Raw genomic sequence first — 17,270 nt, 5'->3', positions numbered from 1 at the left:
TGCTGTTATTAAATCATGCGAGAAAAAAATTATAATAGAGAGGAATGATTAGATTGGCATATATCGTACTGAAAAATTCAAAAAAAGAAATTAGGAATCAGGAAGAGGTTGCTGCTTTTCTGGAAAAGCAGGAGGTTATCTATGAGCAATGGGCAATAGATAAATTGCCTGAAAATCTGCAGGAAAAATATTTACTTTCCGATGATGAGAAACAAGAAATTCTGGCTGCATTTGCTGAAGAAATTAAGGATATTTCTGATCGAAGAGGATATAAGGCACAGGATGTAATTTCCCTTTCAGAGAATACGCCGAATTTAGAACAGCTTCTTCAGAATTTCCAGCAGGAGCATCATCATACAGATGATGAGGTGAGATTTATTGTCAGCGGTCATGGAGTCTTTATTATACAAGGAAAAGATGGAGAGTTCTTTGAAGTATTCCTGAATCCTGGCGATTTAATATCCGTACCCGAAAACATCCGTCATTATTTTACTCTTCAGGAGGATCGAAAAGTAGTAGCCATCCGGATTTTTGTTACCGCAGAAGGATGGGTGCCAATTTATGAAAAAAAGGAAGTTCATCAATAATTTAATGACCCACCCATTGCCCCCGGCATTGGGTTTTTATTTTCCTGCTATAACAATTGGATATTTTTTTAACATATTATGGTCTTGCGATTTTTTTATCAAATCCCGTTGATGCCACATAATAAATTTAGCAGAATGTGTCGAAACCCCATGAGGGTGAATTGAAATTGATGTCGATAAAAATAAATTCGGAAAAAGATTGTCTAATATTGCGAATCTATTTACATTTATAGAAATTCTTGTAATAATGCTTCAAGTAGACACATTTATATCGGATAAAGGGATAGGAGTAGGAGGAAGAAAGTTGCGCTATAAAAGAATACAGCTGCTGACTGAAATTCAGCAAAAAAGGGAAACAATGATAGAAACGGCCAAGAAAAATGGAATGGCGAGCCAGGAAACGGTTCGCTGCAGCCAGGAACTTGATCAATTAATTTTTGAATATCAATGCGTCGTTAAAAGAGAGAAGGAACAAAAGAAAAGAATGAGGATTTCCTTCCGGGAAATGATTCTCTTATGGAAGAAAGCTGTTGTATAATTTTAAAATTCCAAGCACATAGATTGAACATATAATAGGGAAGAAAAAAAAGGATCCGTTGAGGATTCTTTTTTTTAGTTGGCGCCAGTTCTCGCTTTTCTTAGTAATGAACTGCACAATTCTTATTAATTCTTCATAGCAGTACTATGCATGTATCGAGAATCATATCGTAATACAAAGCTTTTTTATCTATCTCTTAAAGCGAACTATACTTATAGAAGCTTTAAGTTTAGAGGGGGGAAAGTAAAAAATGCACATAGTAGTGTGTGTCAAGCAAGTGCCTGATACAAAAATTATTAAAATCAATCCCAAAACCAACACTCTTGACCGGCGCAGTGCACCTGCCATTTTAAATCCTTATGATGCCCATGCAGTACAGGAAGCAGTGAAAATAACAAAGACCATAGGAAAAGGCACCATTTCGGTTTTATCCATGGGACCTCCACAGGCTGTTGCTGTTATTAAGAAAAGCATCGAAATAGGAGCAGACCGCGGCTTTTTAATCTCAGACCGTGCATTTGCCGGCGCAGATACACTGGCAACAAGCTATGCTCTGTCTAAAGCATTGGAGCGTATTTCAAAAGATATGCCTGTGGATTTAATCATATGCGGAAAACATGCCATTGATGGAGATACCGGCCAGGTGGGACCAGGAATAGCAAGAAGGCTGGATATTCCGCCTGTTACAAATGTTATAGAGGTATCCGAACTTAATGAAGGTGAAAAAACGATACTGATCAAAAGGAAAATTACAAACGGATATGAATTAATACAAGCTCAAGTCCCTTGCCTGCTGACCGTTGAAAAAGAGATTAATAGCATAGAATACTCCCCTATGCCAAACATGATAAAAGCTGCCAGGTATGAGCCGGTTATCTGGTCTGTAAATGATCTTGAGGAAGTAGATCGTACACAGCTCGGGTTGAAAGGGTCTCCTACGATAGTGGGAAAAATGTTTACTCCTCCCAAGCCGGAAGGCGGAAAGAGGCTTGAAGGGAATGCGGAAGAACAGGTTAAGCAGCTGATGGAGCTGCTTAATGATAAGAAAGAGCTGTTTGTAAGCCGATAATGGGAATAATTAGGGGGGATTTACATGATGGATGAGTACCGGGGAGTGTGGGTATTCATAGAACAAAATGATGGGAAAATAGAAGGGGTTTCCCTTGAATTGCTCGGTGCAGGCAGAAAGCTGGCAGATAAGCTGGATGTGCCTCTTTCCGGTGTTCTGCTTGGATATGAAATAAAGTCTTTATGCCAGGAAGTGATCGCTTATGGAGCTGATCAGGTATATGTTATTGACCATGAAGTGATGAAAGATTATCGGACGGAGTCTTATATGAAGGCAGTAATCAATCTTGCAGAAAAGTATAAACCTGAGATATTTCTCTATGGGGCCACTTCCAATGGTAAAGATTTGGCCAGTGCTGTTGCTACAGATCTTAGCACTGGATTGACTGCTGATACAACCATGCTGGATGTCGAAGTGGATAAAAGGCTGCTTGAAGCTAGCCGCCCGGCGTTTGGGGGAAATATAATGGCAACCATCCTTTGTAAAAAGCACCGGCCGCAGATGGCTACTGTCCGTCCTAAGGTTATGAAAGCCCTGGAGCCAGATCCAGATAGACAGGGCGAGGTTATAGAAGAAGCGATTACCCTAAGTGAAGATGATATGCGCACAAAGGTAATTAAAATTGTGAAAGATGTCACAAAAAAAGTGAATTTAGCAGATGCGCATGTTGTTGTTGCGGGCGGAAAAGGAATGGGGGATTTTCAGAATTTCCAGCTGATCCATGACCTGGCTGATGCAATTGGAGCAACTGTAGGGGGCACAAGGGATGTAGTGGAGGCAGGATGGCTGCCGCATGAACAGCAGGTAGGGCAGACCGGAGAAACCATTACCCCAAAGGTCTATTTTGCTATTGGGATTTCAGGGGCAATCCAGCATGTCGTAGGCATGAAGAATTCAGAGTTCATTATTGCGATTAACAAGGATCCAGACGCACCTATATTTGATGTAGCAACCTACGGAATCGTGGGTGATGCACTTGAAATTGTGCCGAAGCTGATTAAAGAGTTAAAGGAAGCAAGGGAAAGAGGGGGTGAAATGAGTTAGGTCTGAAAAGTTTGATGTCATCGTGGTGGGGGCAGGGCCTGCAGGAACTTCCTGTGCTTACACATGCGCCAAAAACGGTCTAAAAGTCCTTCAAATTGAAAGAGGAGAATATCCCGGCAGCAAAAATGTAATGGGTGGAGTTTTATACCGTAAGCAAATGGAGGAAATCATTCCAGAGTTTTGGAAAGAAGCACCGCTGGAGCGGCCTGTCGTAGAGCAGCGGTTTTGGATGATGGATAAAGAATCGACAGTGAGTTTTGGCTATAAAGGTCTTGAGTGGGGGAAGGAACCATATAATAATTTTACAGTACTCCGGGCGCCATTTGACCAATGGTTTGCAAAAAAAGGGGTTGAACAGGGCGTTCTATTAATAAATGAAACAGTCGTACTTGAGTGCCTGACTGAAAATGGAAAAGTGGTTGGTGTAAGAACTGACCGGCCGGATGGGGAGGTATATGCAGATGTAGTGGTTTTGGCAGATGGTGTAAATTCACTGCTGGCAAAACAGCTGGGCTACCATAAAGAATTTCGCCCTGATGAAGTGGCACTGACGGTAATGGAAGTCATTAATCTTTCTAAAGACAAAATTAATGACCGCTTTAACCTGGAAGACAACCAGGGCTGTACGATTGAAATATTCGGGGACTCCACGAAAGGCAATCTGGGAACTGCCTTTATTTACACCAATAAAGATAGTATTAATATTGGTGTGGGAACCACGCTGTCAAGTATGATTAAGGCGAAGCTTAAGCCTTATGACCTGCTGGATTATTTAAAAACACACCCTATGGTAAGACCCTTAATAGAAGGAGGAGAATCTGCCGAGTATCTGGCTCACTTGATTCCTGAAGGGGGCTACCATTCAGTGCCTAAAGTGGCCGGGGATGGTGTCCTTCTTGCAGGTGATGCTGCACAGCTGGTTAATGCCATACACCGCGAAGGCTCCAATATGGCAATGGCTTCCGGAACAATGGCTGCAGAAACCATCATTGATGCCAAAAAACGGGGTGACTTTAGCGAAACAAGCTTGAATCAGTACAGGGAAACACTTTACCAAAGCTTTATTATTAAAGACCTGGAAAAATATAAAGATGCAACTCACACGTTTGAACACTACCCTCAGTATTTTAAAGAATATGTTCCGATGCTTAACAGGGCAGCGAGCAAATTTTTTACAGTTGATGGAACTCCTAAGAAAGAAAAGCAAAAAGAAATTATGAAGAGCTTTACCAGTGAACGCGGGACCATTCGTGTGCTTCAAGACATGTACAGGGCATGGAAGGCGGTGAAATAATGTCAACGAAAACGATCGAAGAAAAGCAATATTTAGTTCGTTTTAAGGCAGACACCAAATCACATCTTACCGTATTGGATCATGATATCTGTATGACAAAATGCCCCGATAAAATATGCACTATTTTCTGCCCGGCTGAGGTGTATAAGTGGGAAGGATTGAGAATGCAGGTGGGTTATGAAGGATGCCATGAGTGCGGCAGCTGCAGGATTGGATGCCCATATCAGAATATTAAATGGGAATACCCAAAAGGCGGCCATGGTATAGTATTTAGGCTTGCATAAAGTTAACCCTATTTCATACAAAAACCGGCCGCATTTGGCCGGTTTGAAAAGGGGGGTAATGAAAAAGGTTTTATCTTTCGGTACATTTATATTATAGATAAGAAATATTAACAAACTGTTAACAACATATATCAAAACTATTAATCCTGCAGCATACATATCATTCTGTTTTTTTATTATAAATTACCGCGTTAAAGCTTTTAAGTAATAGTACTTTAGTATCTTAATTTTTTAGGCAGGATTTGTTAAACTAAATGTGGTCGGACTATTATAGTTGACCCCCTATAATCTGGAGAGCTTAGAGAAGTCTAGGCTCTTTTTTTGATCTGAATTAAGAATTCACTTTTTGGGATTTTGATTAAAAGTAGAAATTACCTATATGTATGTTATTTCACATTCGAGGGTAAAAAAAGAGTAACGCATAGGGGAATGGATTTTGAGGTTAGCTGATTTTCTCTTGTCTCTTTAAAAAATTGAACTGGGAGTCCTTTACATTGGCTTCAAGTTCTTTAGCATGTTCAAAAGCTTTATGGATGCATTCGTACAGAGATGAAGAATAAAGCGCCTTATTCCATATAAAACTTCCTTCTGAATTGGATGGATATAAGGTTACTTTCCAGAGGTAATATTCTTTTTCCTGTTCCTTAAGCTGTCCTTCCAGAGCAATTAGCCAATGGGTTTGCCCGGCCGGAAGGAATGTATCAGCTCCATTTGCAGGAATAAGGCATTTTTGATAAAAATCAAAGTAGTTTGGCAGATGCATAGTTATCCCTCCTAACATTTTACAGGGTATTTAGCTGCGCCAAAGAGAGCTAATATCTTACCTTTATTATATGGCAAAAAAGAAGAAGATTGCACACAATTATTAAAATTTTTAGAAAATTTTAATAAAAATAATCTATATCCTTTATAAAAAGGAGGGACACCCCCTCCTCCTTACCTATTTATTCCATTCTGAAACAGTTTCATCCGGTGGGAGTAATAATGTCAGCAACCCCAGTACGGGAAGAAAACCGGTAATAATAATCATATTTACCAGACCAACAGTGTCCGCTATATAGCCCAGAGCGATTGAGCCTATTGCCCCCATACCAAAAGCCAGACCCACTGTAAGTCCCGCCATAGTGCCGATTTTGCCGGGAACTAATTCCTGAGCGTATACTACCGTCACCGAAAAGCTTGACATCAATATGAATCCGCTTGCCACCAGCATTATAAATGCAATAGGAGATGGAACGAAAGGGATCATGGCGGATAGCGGAACAGTCAGGATCATGGACAGAAAAATAATTCTTTTCTTTCCAAACCGATCTGCGAGCGGCCCGCCAAAAAATGTGCCCAATGCACCTGATACTAAAAATGCAAATAAGAAGAGCTGCGCCTGACTAATGGAGAAAGAGTATTTTTCTATCGCATAAAAGGCATAGAAATTTGTCATACCCGAAATATACCATGAACGGGCAAATATCAAAAAGAGAACCAGGATCAGTGCACTCCATATTTTTTTTGATATCCTTTTATTATTATGGCCACCAGCTTGTTTTTTTGCTCTGCCGGCAATCAATTCCTCCTGAAGGCGTCCAGTATACCAAAACGCTATATAAATCAGCAGCCCGACTGCAATAGCAGCAACTGCAGTAAACCAGGCAGCACCCATTTGACCTAGCGGAACAAGAATAAGGGCCGTAATGATAGGAGCAAGTGCCTGTCCAGTGTTTCCCCCTACCTGATAGATTGATTGGGCCAGACCTCTGCGCTGGCCAGCTGCCATATAAGCAACCCTAGATCCTTCCGGGTGGAATACAGCTGAACCGAGACCAATGAACAATACTGATATAATAATCCATTTATAATCCGGGGCAAAAGCCAATCCTAATATGCCAAATAAAGTTGAAGTCAGACCGATTGGCAAGGCGAAAGGGAACGGCTTTTTATCAGTGGCCATTCCAACAACCGGCTGCATGATTGAAGACACGATATTAAGTGAAAAGGCAATCATACCCAGCTGTGAGTATGAAAGCCCCATAGATTTTTCTAAAATGGGAAACATGGCTGGAATGACAGATTGAATAGAGTCATTTAATAGGTGGCAAAGGCCAATAATGAATAAGATCCGATAGGCCGTTTTTTGATGTGGCTCATATCTTGGACTGACTGAAGCAGCGGTAGTACTCATAGTATAGTCTCCTTTTTCACTGAACATTTCGTAAAACTAAATATAGTTTACCTTATTCATTAGCCTTTCAAAATAGTTATTTTGGAAATCTATTAAATATTATATAATTTACATTATTCAGATTAAATAAGAGGGCAGGGAAGCCAATGGAAAAAGCAGTTGATGCTTTAATGACGGACGATATTCTCACTAATTTCCTTAGAATCTATTCTTTAAATATAGGAAATTATAAAAAGCTGGGTGACTTTGAAAACTATGTTTATGAGGTTTATAAAGATGAAAAAGCATATATTTTGAGGATTACCCACTCATCTCACCGCATGCTTGAGGAGCTTTTATCAGAAGCAGACTGGATGAGTTATCTGATATCGAAGAGTTTAAAGGTTCCAGAAGTTTTTCCATCACAGAATGGGAATTTGGTTGAGCGGTTAACAGCTGGGGACGATTCTGCCTTTTACGCCTGCCTGTTTTCAAAAGCAGAGGGAAAACCAATAAGTGTTCGGGCACCGGAATTCAATAAGGAGTTATTTCATGCGTGGGGAAGTGCGGTAGGGAAAATGCATGCAGCCACTAAATCATATATGCCATCAGCTGGAATTGTACCGCGGATGCAATGGGATGACGAAGAATTGCTTAAAGTTGAGAAATATATACCTGAAGAGGATCAATTGGTCATTAAGCATACAGAAGATTTGTTGAATCTGCTTCAAAATTTGCCAAAACATATAAACAATTATGGCCTTATTCATACTGATCTCCATTCCGGAAACTTCTTTTATGATGGGAAAGATATACAAGTATTTGATTTCGATGACTGCTGCTATCATTGGTTTGCATCAGATATAGCCATACCGCTGTATTACTCACTTTTATATAAGTTTAAAGAGGCGGATCAAGCGGAAATGGAAATATTCGGCAAGCAATTCCTTGACTCCTTTTTGGATGGCTATCGGCTGGAAAATGAAATTCCCGAAGATTTGGGAAGGCAGCTGCCCTTATTTCTGAGACTGAGAGATATCACACTTTATTCTGTCCTGCATAAAAAAATCGCACCTGAGGAAAGGAATTCGCAGCTATTATTTATGATGGAGACGATCAAGAAAAGAATTGAAAGAAATGCTCCAATCTATGTGAGTTAAAAAAAGAAGGTGCCTCCGAGCGAGCACCTTCCTTCTTATGCGTCGTTTTTGATGGGCAGAAAAATATCTACATGCGTTCCTTTAGTTTCTTTGCTTGTAATAAAAATTTCACCGCCGAAAGAATGCAGAATGCGCCTGCAGACTACGAGGCCAAGGCCCGTGCCCGTTTCCTTTGAAGTGTAGAATGGATGGAAAATCTTTTCAATTTCATCTTCAGAGATGCCTGAACCTGTGTCCGCAATTTTAAGCTGACACTTAGAATGCATTTTATTTAGTTTAATTGTCAGCTTTCCTCCGCCCTCCATCGATTCAAAAGCGTTTTTCGTTAAATTCAGGATAACCTGTTTCATCTGGTCTTTCGTACATTCGACCATGACAGGTTCATCTGAAATAGCAGATTCAAAAGTGACATTGTGTAAATTGGCTTCGGAGAATATCAACGGTTCCAATTCCTTTATGATGTTTCTCAAATCCAGGGTTTCCATCTTTTGAGCTGCAGGTTTACCCAGAATTAAAAATTCACTTACAATTTCATTAATTCTGCTGATCTCATCATTTATAACTGAAAAGTAATACTGGTCATGTGTATTCGTATATTTTTCACTTAATAGCTGTATAAGACCTTTTATTCCTGTTAAAGGGTTCCTGATTTCATGGGCTGTGCTGGCAGCCAGAGTACCCACCAGTTCCAGTTTTTGGAGCTCATTTTCCTTTTTTTCCTCTTCATTCTGCTTTTTAAGCCTTAAATACTTAATAAAGAGAAATAGAATATGGCTTATAATCATTAATACAAGGATAGCCTTAAAAGCATCTTTGACAATTGCCAGCATAACTCTTGGCGGCAATTCTACTTTTACACTCCAGGGAAGCCTGTCAATTGGAATTGAGATGCTATTCTGGCTGGAAAATGATGAGTCACCATTCATGTTGATATCCATAATCGTTTCCCTTTCAGAATTAAGGACAGAAAGTCTTGCTTCTGGAGTAAGAAGTCTCATGATATTTTGTACGTAATCCACCCTCATATGTGCCACAATAATAGAGATTACATCTCCATTGTCATTGAACACGGGTTTTCCTATCCCAACGACTGTTTGCCCATTGGTTAGTGTTTCAGGGGAGTTAGAGATTACAATATCTTTCGTGCGCGAAACCTCTTTAAGATATTTCTTATTAGATAAATCGGAGTTCGCTAAGAATTGATTGGACCCTGTAAGAACCTTTCCGCTGGGATTAAGAAGGTAAATTCCGCCATATCGCGGATCCAGCTGATTGGCTTTTTGGAGCAGAGGCTCCAGTTTATCAGAGGGAGTGTCAGCACTTCCTGCAGTCAGTGATAACATATCAAGTGTGGTCACAGTTTCGGAAATAAACTGGTCCCAGCTTCTTTGGTGTATGGAGCCAATCCATTTTGCTTCTTCCAGCCTTTCCTCATCATTTTGTTTAACAGAGTCCATAAAGAAAAAGATGCTGCCGGCCAAAGTGGGAATAATTACTGCGATTAAATATAGTAGTAAATTTCGTTTTCGACTTTTCATCAGGTTAACTCCAGCATAATTAGGTTAATTTATTCATATCTAACTGACATTATCAATATTATACCATTTTGTGTTAAAAGAGGTTTATTTCTAACAAAGGAATGATATTTTATATGTAAGGAGGGGTTTGATGAAATCAGAAGTTTTTCTCACGGTTTTGGCTACAAGTGATGTCCATGGACATGTTTATCCATATTATTATGGAACTGGTGAGCATGCTGGTCATGGGCTGGGCAAGCTTGCAGCAATAATAAAGAAAGAAAAGGAACAATCTGAGATCTCAATACTTATTGATAACGGGGATCTGATCCAGGGAACTCCTCTAACTTATTATTATTCCAGATACTTAAATAACCAAAAAAATCCCATGATTCAAATATTAAATGAACTTGAATACGATGCAGCTGTAATCGGAAACCATGAATTCAACTATGGAAAGAACACACTTGCAAGAGCTGTCAGTGAATCCAATTTCCCATGGCTGTCAGCCAATATATTATTTAATTCAACAAAAGAAACGTATTTCGGGCTTCCCTATAAAATAAAATCCTTCCCAAATGGCTTGAAAGCAGCAGTTATAGGTGTTACAACCCAGTATATTCCCAATTGGGAGAAAAGGCAGCATATTGAACATCTTGTTTTTGAATCTGCGGTGATCAGCTTAAAAAGGTGGGTTTCATATATTCAGGAGGAAGAAAAGCCGGATGTGATTATTGTCTCTTATCATGGCGGCTTTGAAAAGGATATCAGAACTGGTGAAGAGACGGAAGAACAAACAGGAGAAAATGAAGCATACCGGATCTGTACAGAAGTTCCTGGAATCGATGTTCTGATTACCGGGCATCAGCACCGTTTTATTGAAGGAGAACAAGTAAATGGTGTGGCTGTTGTTCAGCCGGGATTTAATGGTCAAGCGCTTGCAAAGGTCACCGTTAAATTCAGAAAGAAACATAATGATTGGCTGATTGATGATAAACACTCTGCGTTAATCTATCCCGACGGAATACCGTCTGATAATGAGGTTCTGCAGCTGGCTGGGTATTATGAATCCAAAACCCAGAAATGGCTGGATACGGAGATCGGTGAAATTGATGGTGATATGCTGATTGATGATATATTTGAGGCACGTACAGGGGAGCATCCGCTGATTGAATTCATTAATAAAGTGCAGATGGAAGCCTCAGGTGCTGATATTTCCTGCACTGCCTTATTTCATGAGGGGGCACCAGGATTCAAGTCTAAAGTAACGATGAGAGAAATTGTTTCTAACTATATTTATCCAAATTCATTATGTGTCCTCAGAGTTGCAGGAAAGGACATTAAAGATGCTTTGGAGCGGTCTGCAGCTTATTTTGAATTGAACAGTGACGGAAAAATTATAGTGAATCCTGATTTTTCAAATCCAAAGCCACAGCATTATAATTACGATATGTGGGAAGGTATTGAGTATAAAATAGATGTTTCACGACAAAAGGGCAGCCGGATTACAAAGGTTTTGTATAAAGGGCATCCAATCAGGGAAGATGACGAGTATCATGTAGTAATGAACAATTACCGCGCTGCAGGCGGGGGAGGCTACAACATGTTCAAGGATAAGCCAGTGGTGAAAGAGATTTTAACCGATATGACCGAATTGATTGCAGACTATTTTTTGGAAAAGAAAAAGGTAATTCCAACTCTTAATCACAATTGGGAGGTTGTTTCGGGCAAATGATCCGGATGTGTTAAATTGACAGCTTTCTTCCTGTTTTCTATAATGATTGAGAATTGAATTTATGTATACGCTACTAATTAAAAGGAAAAGGGATTGGATAAAATGGGGTCTGAACAAATTGACCAATCGTTGAAATTGTTTATTGTCCTGTCCAGGGCATATAGGGCAATAAATGAAAATGTAAATAAACTAATACAAACATATGGAGTGAATCCAACTGAATTTGCTGTTCTGGAACTGCTATACCATAAGGGTGACCAGCCTTTGCAGCAAATCGGCGGGAAAATACTATTGGCCAGCGGAAGCATCACTTATGTAGTGGACAAGCTTGAGCAGAAAGGCTTGTTGAAAAGGGTCGCATGCCCTAATGACAGAAGAGTTACCTTTGCGCAAATAACAGATAAGGGAAAAGACTTTATCGAAAACATATTCCCTGACCATGAAAAGCATATCCATTCTTTAATGTCCGAGCTTACTCCAGAAGAAAAAGGAACAGCCATTGAGTTATTAAAGAAGCTTGGACTATCTATCTCCAATGATAAAAATAGCTTACAATAACTAAAACAGCCTTGACCGGCTGTTTTTTATTTTGTGCTTTATAGATATGTTCAGGGGAGGAATTAACCAAATATTGTCGAAATAGTTTAGTGGTTTAATTAAAATCGATTTACATATACACGAGGGGGCAATAATGTGAGATTTGAAGACTATACATACGTTCGTCCGGATCTTGATACAGTACAGGGGAAATTCGAAGCAGCGCTTGAGAAATTTGAAAACGCAGCTTCTGCAGACCAGCAAAATCAAGCTATGAAAGAAATTAATGATATTCGCAATGATGTCGGCACTATGTTCAACCTTTGTTATATCCGCCATTCAGTCGATACGAATGATGAATTTTACAAAGCAGAGCAGGATTATATGGATGAGATTCAGCCTGAAGTAGAAGGGTTTGTTACAAAGTATTATCAGGCTTTGGTTAATTCCAGGTTCAGGGCAGAGCTCGAAGAAAAATGGGGGAATCAGCTTTTTGCACTTGCGGAAGCCCAATTGAAGGTGTTCTCGCCAGAGATTGTTCCGCTTTTGCAAAAAGAAAATAAGCTCTCATCAGAGTATACTAAGTTAATTGCTTCAGCCAAAATTCATTTTGAAGGTGAAGAACGCACTCTTGCCCAATTGGAGCCATTTACTGAATCTACAGATCGGGAAATGCGCAAAAAAGCAAGCGAGGCACGCTTTGGTTTCCTGGCAGATAATGAGAAAGAGCTGGACCGTATTTATGATGAGCTTGTCAAGGTTAGAACAGAGATTGCCCATAAACTTGGATATTCGAATTTTGTTGAACTGGCTTATTTCCGTATGTATCGAACTGATTATAACGCCGAAATGGTTGCAAATTTCCGCAAGCAGGTGAAGGATTTCATCGTCCCAATCGCCACAAGGCTAAAGGAACGGCAAAGAGAGAGGATTGGCGTTGACAAGCTGAAATTTTACGATGAAGGATTTGAATTTAAAACAGGAAATGCTGTACCCAAAGGCAATCCTGAATGGATTATTGAAAACGGACAAAAAATGTATGATGAGCTTTCCAGAGAAACCAGTGAATTTTTCTCTTATATGAGAGAAAATAATCTTATGGACCTGGTGGCCAAAAAGGGAAAAGCAGGGGGCGGCTATTGCACTTATATTGAGAACTATAAATCCCCATTCATTTTCTCAAACTTCAATGGGACGTCAGGAGATATTGATGTTCTTACTCATGAAGCAGGCCATGCATTCCAGGTGTATTCAAGCAGTCATTATGAGATACCTGAATATAACTGGCCAACTTATGAAGCTGCAGAAATTCATTCCATGAGTATGGAATTTTTCACATGGCCATGGATGGAGGGCTTCTTTAAAGATGATACTGAGAAATACAAGTTTTCCCATTTGAGTGGAGGACTGCTATTCTTGCCTTATGGCGTATCAGTTGATGAATTCCAGCATTGGGTATATGAAAACCCGGATGCATCACCTCAGGAAAGAAAACAGGCTTGGAGAGAAATTGAGAAGAAATACTTGCCGCATAAAGATTATGATGGCAATGAGTATTTGGAGAACGGCGGATTCTGGCAGCGGCAGGGCCATATCTACAATTCACCTTTCTATTATATCGATTATACATTGGCACAGATCTGTGCATTCCAATTCTGGAAACGGTCCCGGGAGAATCAGGAAGCAGCATGGAAAGATTATTTGAAACTGTGCCAGCTTGGCGGCAGCAAACCTTTTACCGGACTGGTAAAAGAAGCTGGGTTGATTTCTCCTTTTGAAGAGGGATGTGTCGAGTCAGTTATCGGGGAAATTGAGAATTGGCTGAATTCAGTGGATGATAAAAGTTTATAAACAAATAAAAAAGAGCCGGAAGTTATTTAATTCCGGCTCTTTTCGTTCTTTTTAGCGGATGGGTTTAATAACAATTGCTTCGTCTTTGAGATCGGCCTGTAATTGGCTATTTCCGCCATGATCAATGATGAAATCAGCAATCTTGTCTTCAAGTTCATCCTGGATGATCCTTCTTAATGGCCGTGCGCCAAAAGCAGGATGATATCCTTCTGCTGCTAATTTCTCCTTGGCTTCCTGGGTAACAGTCAATTCTATATCCTGCTCATTTAATGTTTCCTGAAGGTCATTGAGCATTAAGTCGACAATTTTCAATAAATGCTCTTTTTCCAAAGCTTTAAATTCAATAATGCTATCAAAACGGTTCAGGAATTCAGGCTTAAAGAAGCTGCCGAGTGATTCAAGAATGTTTGACTCCATGACGGCGTCAGCTGTGCCAAATCCAACATGGATTTCCTTTTGCCCAGCTCCTGCATTGCTGGTCATGATAATGACTGTATCTTTAAAGCTGACAGTGCGGCCTTGGCTATCTGTCAGGCGTCCATCCTCCAGTATTTGAAGGAACATGTGCTGTACATCCGGATGTGCTTTTTCTATCTCATCAAGCAGAATGATGCTGTACGGGTTTCTGCGCACCTTCTCAGTAAGCTGTCCGGCTTCTTCATGACCCACATATCCTGGAGGGGAACCGATAATTTTTGATACGCTGTGTTTTTCCATATATTCACTCATATCAAGCCTTATCATGCTTTCTTTTGAGCCGAATAGCTCTTGGGCAAGTGTTTTGGTTAACTCAGTCTTTCCGACCCCTGTTGGCCCGACAAATAGAAATGATCCAATTGGGCGGTCCTTTGATTTAAGTCCTGCACGGCTTCGGCGAATTGCCTTTGCAACTTTTTGCACGGCTTCTGCCTGTCCGATTACTTTTTCAGCAAGGCTTTCCTCAAGGTTCTGCATTTTTTCCTGTTCATCTTCTGCTAATTTGCCGACAGGAATCCCGGTTTTCTTTTCGATAATCTCCTGAATATGGCTAACGTCAATAACTGGCCGTTCTGCCTTGTTGTCCCCGTTTAGTGCCTGCTGGAGTTTTAGTTCCTTTTCACGGAGTTTTGCAGCCTCTTCATATTTTTCTTCATTTAATACAAGTTCTTTCTGCCTGCTGATTTCTTTCAGCTGATTTTCAATATCATCTGCAGGTATATATCCTGATTGAAGATTCATTTTAGAACCTGCTTCATCCATTAAATCAATGGCTTTGTCAGGCAGGAACCGATCCAGAATATAGCGGCTTGACAGCTGCACACATGCCTTGATGGCATCTTCTGTAAAAGAAACATCATGATAGTCTTCATATTTTTGTTTCAGTCCAAACAGGATATTAATTGCCTCATCAGGTGTCGGCTCATCTACATGTACAGGCTGGAATCTGCGTTCTAGTGCAGGATCTTTTTCAATTTGGCGGTATTCTTTCAAAGTGGTTGCTCCGACCACTTGAAGCTCTCCTCTTGCAAGTGCTGGCTTCAGAATATTGCCTGCATCCATTGACCCCTCAGCTGATCCTGCTCCGACAAGAAGATGAATTTCATCTATAAAGAGAATAATGTTCTTCCGTGACTGAAGCTCAGAGATCAGCTGCTTCATGCGTTCCTCGAATTGGCCGCGGATGCCTGTGTTTGCAACCAGAGACGCCACATCAAGCAAATAGACTTCTTTATTTTGAAGTTTCTTTGGTGCATTTCCCTCGGCAATCTTAATGGCTAGCCCTTCGGCAATAGCTGTTTTTCCTACTCCTGGTTCACCGATTAAGACCGGATTATTTTTGCTTCTTCTATTTAATATTTCAATCACACGATATACTTCATCGTCCCGTCCGATGACTGGGTCGATTAAACCAGCTTTGGCAAGCTGTGTAAGATTTTGTCCGAATTGATCTATAAAACCGCCGTTGCCATGACTGTATCCCGGTGCTTCGTTTAGAGCATAGTTTTCATTCCCTTGGGATGCAGCCATTTTCTTGAAGAAATCCTCTAATGGCATTTGGCCAAAACCTGAAAAACCGCTCAAAGCAGGCCCAAGGGAAGTAAGGCTATTTTGCTTTTCAGTTTGATAACAGTTATGGCATAGGTGTAGATTACGCTCATTTCCATTCACATTCAGTCTTAATTGTACATTTGCTTGTTTTGTTTGACATTTTTGACAAAGCATTTTGCATCCCTCCATTAATAGTTTGGTCTGACTTTGACTATATTTGACCTAATATCCACATTATAATTTGACCTTCTTTGACTTTCAAGTGATTTGTATTGTTATTTTTAACCAAAACTGAAGTTTAGCCATAATGCAAAAAAGCTCGTCTTTGTTTGTACTAGCCTACATATATTGGAAAGGAAGGAGGAGATTAAGTGAAGACAAATTGGGGGGCAGCTTTCCAGATCGCTGCCGTTTATGTGGGAACCGTGGTGGGAGCGGGCTTTGCCACTGGCAGAGAGATTGTGGAGTTTTTTTCCCGATTTGGTTTTATCGGATTAATTGGGATTATAATGAGCGGCTATATCTTTATTTTTCTCGGTTCCAAATTAATGAGAATCTCTGCACGAATAAAGGCTGCATCATATCAGGAATTGAATGAATATTTATTTGGAAGATTTTTTGGTTCTGCCATTAATATATTGATGCTGTTTATGCTGCTGGGCGTTTGCGCCGTCATGCTGTCGGGAGCTGGTGCAGTGTTTGAAGAACAGATCGGCATCAGCAAAACTGCAGGGTTGCTCATAACGATAGGGTTAACGATTATCACAATGATAGTGGGCATTCGCGGATTATTCGCTGTGAATACGTTTGTTGTTCCAATGATGATTGCATTTAGCTTTATTTTATTGTTCATAAGCATGAAGCTTCCTAGTTTTGCAGATCAGGTTCTATTTATCCCATATGCTGAAGATGGATGGAAAGCAGTTGTGGCTCCGTTTTCATATACGGCTCTGAATTTGACATTAGCACAAGCAGTCTTAGTGCCTGTGGCTTCAGAAATAAATGATGATCGGACAATAAAGTGGGGTGGATACCTTGGTGGAGCCGCACTGACTCTTATCCTGCTTTCCAGCCATTTGACACTGATGATGCTCCCAAATCTGCAGGCTTATGATATCCCAATGGCCGCAATTGTGAAGACATTGGCATCATCTTTCTATTGGATATTTGTTTTTATCATCTATGGTGAAATTTTCACTTCTGTTATTGGGAATGTGTTTGGGATCGAGAGGCAGGTAAAAAAATATATTTCCGTGCCGAGTATTATAATTGTGGGCTTTATCTTTATAGTTTGTTACTTTATCAGTTTGATCAATTACGGAACCTTGCTTTCCTATTTATATCCGGTTTTCGGATATGTAAGTTTGACATTTATTATTCTTCTGTGGATGAAACCATTTGATAATGGAAGTAAAGGCAAGAAAGCTTAAAAAAGCTAAATAAAGAGATCCGTTTTGCACGGATCTCTTAT

Annotated in this window: 15 protein-coding genes; 11 read left to right on the top strand and 4 right to left on the bottom strand. The window is 40.1% G+C overall.

Annotated elements, in window-relative coordinates; all coding sequences use genetic code 11:
* Positions 1 to 44 precede the first annotated feature (44 nt).
* The 6 genes from NR125_RS03800 to NR125_RS03775 all read left to right on the top strand — a co-directional run bounded on the left by NR125_RS03800 (position 45) and on the right by NR125_RS03775 (position 4,816).
* Positions 45 to 587: a 1,2-dihydroxy-3-keto-5-methylthiopentene dioxygenase gene (locus NR125_RS03800; RefSeq protein ID WP_009331055.1), complete on the top strand. Its 543-nt coding sequence runs from the start codon at positions 45 to 47 to the stop codon at positions 585 to 587.
* 304 nt (positions 588 to 891) lie between these two features.
* A complete protein-coding gene (locus tag NR125_RS03795) occupies positions 892 to 1,125 on the top strand; it encodes an aspartyl-phosphate phosphatase Spo0E family protein (RefSeq protein WP_009331053.1) in 234 nt (77 codons plus the stop codon).
* Between the two features lie 250 nt (positions 1,126 to 1,375).
* The gene (locus tag NR125_RS03790) at positions 1,376 to 2,194 is read left to right on the top strand and encodes an electron transfer flavoprotein subunit beta/FixA family protein (protein ID WP_009331051.1); all 819 of its coding nucleotides are present in this window, start codon (positions 1,376 to 1,378) and stop codon (positions 2,192 to 2,194) included.
* Positions 2,195 to 2,218: 24 nt separating this feature from the next.
* Positions 2,219 to 3,238 (top strand): electron transfer flavoprotein subunit alpha/FixB family protein, encoded by a 1,020-nt coding sequence (locus NR125_RS03785; RefSeq protein WP_256814726.1) that lies wholly within the window; start codon positions 2,219 to 2,221, stop codon positions 3,236 to 3,238.
* Between the two features lie 19 nt (positions 3,239 to 3,257).
* Positions 3,258 to 4,532, top strand: coding sequence for an FAD-dependent oxidoreductase (locus tag NR125_RS03780; RefSeq protein ID WP_256814762.1), 1,275 nt, complete (start codon positions 3,258 to 3,260; stop codon positions 4,530 to 4,532).
* A complete protein-coding gene (locus NR125_RS03775; RefSeq protein ID WP_019381639.1) occupies positions 4,532 to 4,816 on the top strand; it encodes a ferredoxin family protein in 285 nt (94 codons plus the stop codon). The genes NR125_RS03780 and NR125_RS03775 overlap by 1 nt, the downstream gene beginning before the upstream one ends.
* Positions 4,817 to 5,258: 442 nt before the next feature.
* Here the strand turns inward: NR125_RS03775 and NR125_RS03770 are convergent, their stop codons facing one another.
* Positions 5,259 to 5,579 carry a hypothetical protein gene (locus NR125_RS03770; protein ID WP_009331043.1) on the bottom strand — a complete coding sequence of 107 codons (321 nt, stop codon included), beginning with the start codon at positions 5,577 to 5,579 and terminating at the stop codon, positions 5,259 to 5,261.
* Between the two features lie 177 nt (positions 5,580 to 5,756).
* Complete coding sequence (locus tag NR125_RS03765; RefSeq protein ID WP_019381640.1) at positions 5,757 to 6,992, bottom strand: MFS transporter; 1,236 nt, start codon at positions 6,990 to 6,992, stop codon at positions 5,757 to 5,759.
* A gap of 146 nt (positions 6,993 to 7,138) precedes the next feature.
* On the opposite strand from NR125_RS03765, the gene NR125_RS03760 reads away from it, so the two are divergent.
* Positions 7,139 to 8,131: a phosphotransferase enzyme family protein gene (locus NR125_RS03760; RefSeq protein ID WP_019381641.1), complete on the top strand. Its 993-nt coding sequence runs from the start codon at positions 7,139 to 7,141 to the stop codon at positions 8,129 to 8,131.
* A 35-nt stretch (positions 8,132 to 8,166) separates the two neighbouring features.
* Here the strand turns inward: NR125_RS03760 and NR125_RS03755 are convergent, their stop codons facing one another.
* Positions 8,167 to 9,669 carry a PAS domain-containing sensor histidine kinase gene (locus NR125_RS03755; protein WP_256814725.1) on the bottom strand — a complete coding sequence of 501 codons (1,503 nt, stop codon included), beginning with the start codon at positions 9,667 to 9,669 and terminating at the stop codon, positions 8,167 to 8,169.
* Positions 9,670 to 9,799: 130 nt separating this feature from the next.
* Between NR125_RS03755 and NR125_RS03750 the strand changes: the two genes are divergently transcribed.
* From NR125_RS03750 to NR125_RS03740, 3 genes are all read left to right on the top strand, one after another.
* Complete coding sequence (locus tag NR125_RS03750) at positions 9,800 to 11,383, top strand: bifunctional metallophosphatase/5'-nucleotidase (protein WP_019381642.1); 1,584 nt, start codon at positions 9,800 to 9,802, stop codon at positions 11,381 to 11,383.
* A gap of 102 nt (positions 11,384 to 11,485) precedes the next feature.
* Positions 11,486 to 11,941 (top strand): MarR family winged helix-turn-helix transcriptional regulator, encoded by a 456-nt coding sequence (locus NR125_RS03745; protein ID WP_009331038.1) that lies wholly within the window; start codon positions 11,486 to 11,488, stop codon positions 11,939 to 11,941.
* Positions 11,942 to 12,076: 135 nt separating this feature from the next.
* Positions 12,077 to 13,771: a M3 family oligoendopeptidase gene (locus tag NR125_RS03740; RefSeq protein WP_009331037.1), complete on the top strand. Its 1,695-nt coding sequence runs from the start codon at positions 12,077 to 12,079 to the stop codon at positions 13,769 to 13,771.
* Between the two features lie 51 nt (positions 13,772 to 13,822).
* On the opposite strand, the gene NR125_RS03735 is transcribed toward NR125_RS03740, so the two are convergent.
* Positions 13,823 to 15,973 carry an ATP-dependent Clp protease ATP-binding subunit gene (locus NR125_RS03735; RefSeq protein WP_256814723.1) on the bottom strand — a complete coding sequence of 717 codons (2,151 nt, stop codon included), beginning with the start codon at positions 15,971 to 15,973 and terminating at the stop codon, positions 13,823 to 13,825.
* A gap of 197 nt (positions 15,974 to 16,170) precedes the next feature.
* Between NR125_RS03735 and NR125_RS03730 the strand changes: the two genes are divergently transcribed.
* The gene (locus tag NR125_RS03730) at positions 16,171 to 17,229 is read left to right on the top strand and encodes a YkvI family membrane protein (RefSeq protein WP_071160330.1); all 1,059 of its coding nucleotides are present in this window, start codon (positions 16,171 to 16,173) and stop codon (positions 17,227 to 17,229) included.
* Positions 17,230 to 17,270 lie beyond the last annotated feature (41 nt).

Source organism: Cytobacillus sp. Bac17, assembly GCF_024519925.1.
In the GTDB taxonomy this organism is placed as follows: domain Bacteria; phylum Bacillota; class Bacilli; order Bacillales; family Cytobacillaceae; genus Cytobacillus; species Cytobacillus pseudoceanisediminis.
This window is presented reverse-complemented; position numbering and strand designations above follow the sequence as displayed.